The organism is Bacillus sp. 05T31 (genome assembly GCF_056396725.1).
In genome coordinates this window covers 1-5,258 of record NZ_JBFTMA010000264.1, presented here as the reverse complement: position 1 = coordinate 5,258, position 5,258 = coordinate 1, and the positions used below count along the sequence as shown (strand labels likewise).

Sequence of the window (5,258 nt, the reverse complement as noted above, 5' to 3'; positions counted from 1 at the left end):
GTGATATATAATGATATGTAATGTTTTTAGAATTTTTAGTTTATAAAGAGATGATTGTAGGGGGAGGAGAAAATTGTTTCATTCAAAATCAATGCCGGCTATAAAAATGATCCTTTCGATGTCTATTTTCGGATCGATTGGATTTTTTTCTGTCCAAACGGGTTTACCATCTTTTGAATTAGTATTTATTCGTTGTATTTGTGCGACTTTATTTTTAACGCTATGTTGGTTTGCAACAGGACAATATAAAAATGAGAAATGGAATAAAAAAGAAATTGTGCAAATATTAGCGTGTGGCGTATTTCTCGTTTTTAACTGGGTGTTTTTATTTAAAGCGTTTGAACTCATGTCGATTACAATTGCGATTTCAGTGTATCAYCTCGCTCCAATTATCGTATTAATGATCGGTAGTATTGTATTTAAAGAGAGGCTAACAGTATTTGCTGTTATGTCCATTGTTATTTGTTTTATCGGCACAGTGTTAGTAGCTGGAGTGGACGGTAGTATGTCGCTTGAGAAATTAATGTCATCTGGAATGGTATGGGCACTTCTTGCGGCTTTATTTTATGCTTTTACCACGTTACTAGGAAAGGGGATTCAGCATACGAGYGCATATGCGATGACCTTTTTACAAACGTTTTTAGGCATATTTTTATTGCTACCATTCGTAGATTTCGGACATTTTCAAGGATTAACAGAGATGAACTGGATGATGATTACTGCGACAGGACTTATACATACTGGGTTTGTATATTACTTATTTTTTGACAGTTTAAGAGATTTACCGACGAGACTTATTTCTGTATTAGTGTTTTTAGATCCTGCTGTTGCAATTTTGTTAGATACGATTTTTACCGGTTTTAGACCGACTAGTATGCAAATTGTAGGGATTATTCTTATATTTATAGGAATGGCGTTTACTTTTCGAAAAACGAGGGATGAAAAAGTAGTGGTAAAAGAAAATACGTATTATGAAGTGTGAAAAATTACCTCCTATCGTATTGAGAATTTTCTTATTTTTTGTACAATACAAAAGTAGGAAAATAAAGGAAGAGGCGGATGAGAGAGATGAAAAAGTTATTAAAGATAGCGRCATCATTAACTTTAATAGGGGGGATATTTGTTAGCGGTAATATTGTTTCAGCAAATATAGATGGAATTCAACAATCTCCACCTCCACCTGATATTATGCTAGAATTTGATGATTTAGCAAATGATCATTGGGCTTATAATGAAATTATGAATTTAGTATATTACCGGATTATGTATGGCTACGGAAATGGGAAATTTGGTGTAGAAGATAATGTAACCCGTGAACAAGCAGCAGCAGTACTGTATCGCGCACTAGATTTGAAACGAAATGTACATATTGAAAATCCATATGGAGATATTGACGGGAAATCAACAATGTTTCCTTATGAAATTTTACACTTAACAAAGATCGGTATTTTTAAAGGAGACGAAAATCAGAACTTCCGTCCAAAAGATACGTTAACTCGTGCGGAACTAGCGCAAATTTTGGTAAAAGCATATAATCTGAAAGCAAAACGACATCATACATTTACAGACGTATCAGAGGATTATTGGGCAAGAGATGCGATTAGTGCGCTGCAATCTAATAACGTTATAGCAGGAACAGGCGCTGGGAAATTTGAACCTGAAATGCTTGTAACACGCGGGCAATTTGCGAAATTCTTAAAAAAGGCAATCGATAATTCGCCAGGGAAAATGGAATAAATAAGAGCTACATTATTATGTAGTAAAAGTGCAAATAGATCATATTTGTACCTTTTGTATGAAAAGTGAAATGACATATCAGAAAATCATTGGGCTAAAGATTTGATTAGCGCCTTACAGTCTAATAAAGCTATATTTGGAACGGGTAATGGTTTATTTGAACCAGAAAAACTTGTAACCCGTGAGCAGTATGCGAAGTTCTTAAATAATGCACTTCATAGATTCTACGCAAACGATTAATCTATGAAGCTCGAAAAAAGCGCAAATATGATATTTGCGCTTTTTTTGTCTATAAAGTGAAATTTTTATAAGTGAAGGACTTGATTAGTAGATAGTAGAATATTGTATATATAACATCTTTGCAAAAGCTTTTGTTTATCCTTTTTGAAAATCAAACAGAGAAACTAGAGCGCAAAGATAAGAATATTTCTTCAAATGATTTGCATGCAATTCAGAATACCAATTGGAATTGAGAGCGAATTGGCTCACCTAGTAATCTTCAAAATAATAGATGTTAAAAATGMAATATATTACATACGGYTTGCAAATRCAGCATATGTAATATGGGAAAAGAATTTAGTCTATTATTTTCCACTTTTAATAAAGAGGAAATGAAGGAGAGAGGACAATGAAGAAAAAAATGTTCCGTATAATGGCGGCAGCGACTATTATGGGTGGAGTATTGGTAAGCGCAAATGTTCCTAATATAAAAGCAGAAGAATATCCAGAAATGATTGTATTTGATGATGTTCCAGTAGACCATTGGGCATATGAATATATTATAGAAGTGGCGTATCATAAAGTTATGCTAGGTTATGGAAATGGAAAGTTTGGTGTAGGTGATAATGTAACCCGTGAACAAGTGGCGGCAATACTGTATCGCGCACTTAATATAAAACATGAAGGCCCATTAAAAAATCCTTATAAGGATATTTCTGAAAGATCAACAATGTTTCCAAATGAAATTTTAGCATTAACAGAGCGCGGTATTTTTAAAGGTGATGAGAAGGGGAACTTTAGACCTAGAGAAACAATAACACGTGCAGAAGTAGCGCAAGTTCTTACACAGACATATTCCTTTGAAGCGAAGCAACAGCATACATTTAAAGATGTACCAAATAATTACTGGGCAAAAAATGCAATTAGTGCTCTGCAAGCTAATAATGTCATAGTAGGAACAGGGAATGGAAAGTTTGAACCAAATAAAGTTGTAACACGTGAGCAATATGCAACATTTTTAAATAAAGCTATTATTAATTTTAATTTGAAAGATGAATAACATGAAACGGAAGTTTTTAAAAATATAGTACAAGAAAAATAAAATTATATTAACATATCATATTTCTTTAAAAAAAAGCGCGGAAATTACGCGCTTTTTTCTTATTTTAAATTGTTTATCTGTATATTTATTCTGCTGTTCATAGTTCGGTGGTTAGTAATCATGGAAAAAAAAGGTTAATTATAGTTACTTTTTATGGGAAAAAAGTACGATTTAGTAACTTTATTGTTAATTAAGTAAAAAGATAAGTATATGAAGTACAGTTCACAAATTAGACAAACACTATATGGGTAAGTGTATTGTTACTTTTCCATAAATTCTTTATATTAGAAAAAAATATGTTTTTTTTAGGGAGAGAATACAGTGAAGAAAAAGATTTTAAAAGTAGCAACAGCTTTAACAATTATGGGTGGAATTGSATTTAGCGGACAAGGTACTACAGCAAATGCTGAAGTAGCAGTGAAACAACAACAAGCTGCTCCTGTTACATTTAAAGATGTACCGAAAGGGCATTGGTCTTATGAAGCAATTCAAACTTTAGCAGAACATGAAATTATGCTTGGTTACGGAAATGGTGTGTTCGGTTTTGGACATAACGTAAATCGTGAACAAGTAGCCGCTTTAATTTATCGCGCACTAGATCTTGATGAACAATTTGGTGAAGATGAGGTATTAGAAAGCCCGTATAATGATATTGTTGATGACAACTCAACGATGTTTCCTTTTGAAGTTTTAGCAGTAACAGAATTAGGTATCTTTACAGGTGACGAGAATGGAAACTTCAGACCAAAAGCTACGTTAACACGTGCAGAAATGGCGCAAGTTCTTACGAGAGCATTTGGGTTACAGGTACAAGGACCAGCAGGATTTAAAGATGTACCAAAGGGACATTGGGCAGAAAATGCGATTAATGCAGTAGGTTCAAATGGTATTTCAGTAGGAGATGGAAAGGGTAACTTYGCTCCRAACATGAAAGTAACACGTGAACAATATGCACAGTTCTTATTTAAMWCAATKTTTGAATAAATAATAAAAAAGGAGCCGGTGTTGTATAACACTGGCTTCTTTTTTATGTGTAATGCCGGTGGAAGAATACAGTTTTGTAAAAAAAGTGATTAAATTTTCAAAAAAAACTTCCTTTTCCGAAGATTTGTTATATAATATAAAACATAAAATCAAATCTGTTATAAGACAGTTTAAGAAGGGGATGCTAATATGTCGACGCAAACTTCACGGGTTACACTGGCCGGAGAAATGTTACCAGCGTACAACGAAATATTGACACCTGAGGCGCTTAGTTTTTTAAAGGAACTGCATGAAAATTTCAATGAACGCCGCACGGAACTTTTACAAAAGCGTGTGGAGAAACAAAAAAGAATTGATGCAGGGGAGTTTCCTACGTTTTTAGAAAAAACAAAGCATATACGTGAAGGGGATTGGACAATTGCCCAGCTTCCGAAAGATTTAGAGGATCGCCGCGTGGAGATTACTGGGCCGGTGGATAGAAAGATGGTCATTAACGCTTTAAATTCAGGAGCACATCTTTTTATGGCAGACTTTGAAGATTCGAATGCACCAACTTGGAGAAATGCTGTCGAAGGTCAAATTAACTTACGAGATGCGAATAAGGGAACGATTTCACATAAAAATGAAAACGGAAAAGAATATCGTTTAAATAGTAAAACAGCTGTATTAATTGTGCGTCCGAGAGGGTGGCATTTAGAAGAAAAACATATGCAAGTTGACGGCAAGAACATGTCTGGCAGTTTGGTAGATTTTGGTTTGTACTTTTTCCATAATGCGAAGACGCTTTTAGCAAAAGGAAGTGGCCCGTACTTTTACTTACCGAAAATGGAAAGTTACTTAGAGGCAAGATTATGGAATGACGTTTTCATATTCGCTCAAAAGTATATCGGCATTCCGAACGGAACGATTAAAGCGACTGTGTTAATAGAAACGATTCACGCTTCATTTGAAATGGATGAAATTTTGTATGAATYAAGAGATCATTCTGCTGGTTTAAACTGCGGACGATGGGATTATATATTTAGTTTCTTAAAGAGCTTCCGTAATCATAATGAATTTTTACTTCCGGATAGAGCGCAAGTCACGATGACAGCGCCGTTTATGCGCGCGTATTCTTTGAAAGTTATTCAAACGTGTCATCGTCGTAACGCGCCAGCAATCGGAGGGATGGCGGCGCAAATCCCAATTAAAAATGATCCWGAAGCAAATGAGGCAG

General features: G+C 34.6%; 6 protein-coding genes. All 6 read left to right on the top strand.

The features are described from left to right. Positions 1-73: 73 nt before the first annotated feature. On the top strand, positions 74-982 hold the full coding sequence (locus AC1DJR_RS16425) for a DMT family transporter (protein ID WP_477003038.1): 909 nt from the start codon (positions 74-76) through the stop codon (positions 980-982). 77 nt (positions 983-1,059) lie between these two features. Then, on the top strand, positions 1,060-1,737 hold the full coding sequence (locus AC1DJR_RS16420) for an S-layer homology domain-containing protein (RefSeq protein WP_477003037.1): 678 nt from the start codon (positions 1,060-1,062) through the stop codon (positions 1,735-1,737). Between the two features lie 75 nt (positions 1,738-1,812). Further along, positions 1,813-1,977, top strand: coding sequence for an S-layer homology domain-containing protein (locus tag AC1DJR_RS16415; RefSeq protein ID WP_429687845.1), 165 nt, complete (start codon positions 1,813-1,815; stop codon positions 1,975-1,977). Between the two features lie 388 nt (positions 1,978-2,365). Next, positions 2,366-3,016 (top strand): S-layer homology domain-containing protein, encoded by a 651-nt coding sequence (locus AC1DJR_RS16410; RefSeq protein WP_078202956.1) that lies wholly within the window; start codon positions 2,366-2,368, stop codon positions 3,014-3,016. Between the two features lie 363 nt (positions 3,017-3,379). Then, the gene (locus AC1DJR_RS16405) at positions 3,380-4,042 is read left to right on the top strand and encodes an S-layer homology domain-containing protein (RefSeq protein WP_477003036.1); all 663 of its coding nucleotides are present in this window, start codon (positions 3,380-3,382) and stop codon (positions 4,040-4,042) included. 189 nt (positions 4,043-4,231) lie between these two features. After that, the coding region (locus AC1DJR_RS16400) for a malate synthase (protein ID WP_477003035.1) at positions 4,232-5,258 on the top strand (1,027 nt) is incomplete at its 3' end.